Below are 804 nucleotides of genomic sequence, written 5' to 3' on the forward strand. Positions count from 1 at the left end.
CCGGATTCGTAAACCGTTTCCTACGGATAAGTATTATTACTTCAATAGCTCTTACCACAGGACTTTATCAACCAGAAATCACAAATTTAATAACACAAATGCCCTATGAGTTATCAAAAGCGCTCATCGCAAACCCACTCGATGATAAACAATTAATGAATTTACTTGACAAAACAGCAGGCGGAGGATTCCAATATGCAGGACGTCTTTTCCAAGAAACCGTCTTCTTCGAGTCCAATGGTCTGCTTTACAGTCTCTTAGGAATCCTCATCTTGCTAGCAACAAGCCTCGTCGTCGCAATCGGTGGGGGTCTCGTCCTTCTGACAAAAATCGCACTTGCACTTCTCGTAGGATGGGGGCCAATCTTCATTATTGCTCTACTTTGGCAACCAACTTATCGCTTTTTTGAGCAATGGATAATCCAAGTCGTCAATTATATAATCCTCTTTCTACTCTTAGCAACTGTATTTAATCTGATGATGAATATCTTTGCAAACTATTTGAGTGATATGAAACTCGATTACAACCAGAATGTAAGCTTCATGTTTGGAGGAGCTCTCATCTTGTCCATTATATCCATCATGCTGTTACTCAAACTATCAAGCATGGCCAATTCTCTCGCAAAAGGCATTACATTTGGACATCTATGGAGACATAAAAACTAGATGAGATAAAAAGCAATTGTTCCCGTAACAGACGCCCTTAATATCCATATGACAAAATAACAAGAATATCCAATCCTAAAGTAAAAAATATTCGCACTGAAATTGAGCTATTTTCATAAATTAAAAAATGAAATTAAGA

Annotated in this window: 1 protein-coding gene; it reads left to right on the forward strand. The window is 37.7% G+C overall.

The features are described 5' to 3' along the window. Positions 1-665: type IV secretion system protein (locus ACFILZ_RS10010; RefSeq protein ID WP_375611077.1), on the forward strand; the 665-nt coding region annotated here is incomplete at its 5' end. Between the last annotated feature and the right edge of the window lie 139 nt (positions 666-804).

Origin of the sequence: Bartonella sp. AP40SXNS, from assembly GCF_042195825.1 — a bacterium.
In the GTDB taxonomy this organism is placed as follows: domain Bacteria; phylum Pseudomonadota; class Alphaproteobacteria; order Rhizobiales; family Rhizobiaceae; genus Bartonella.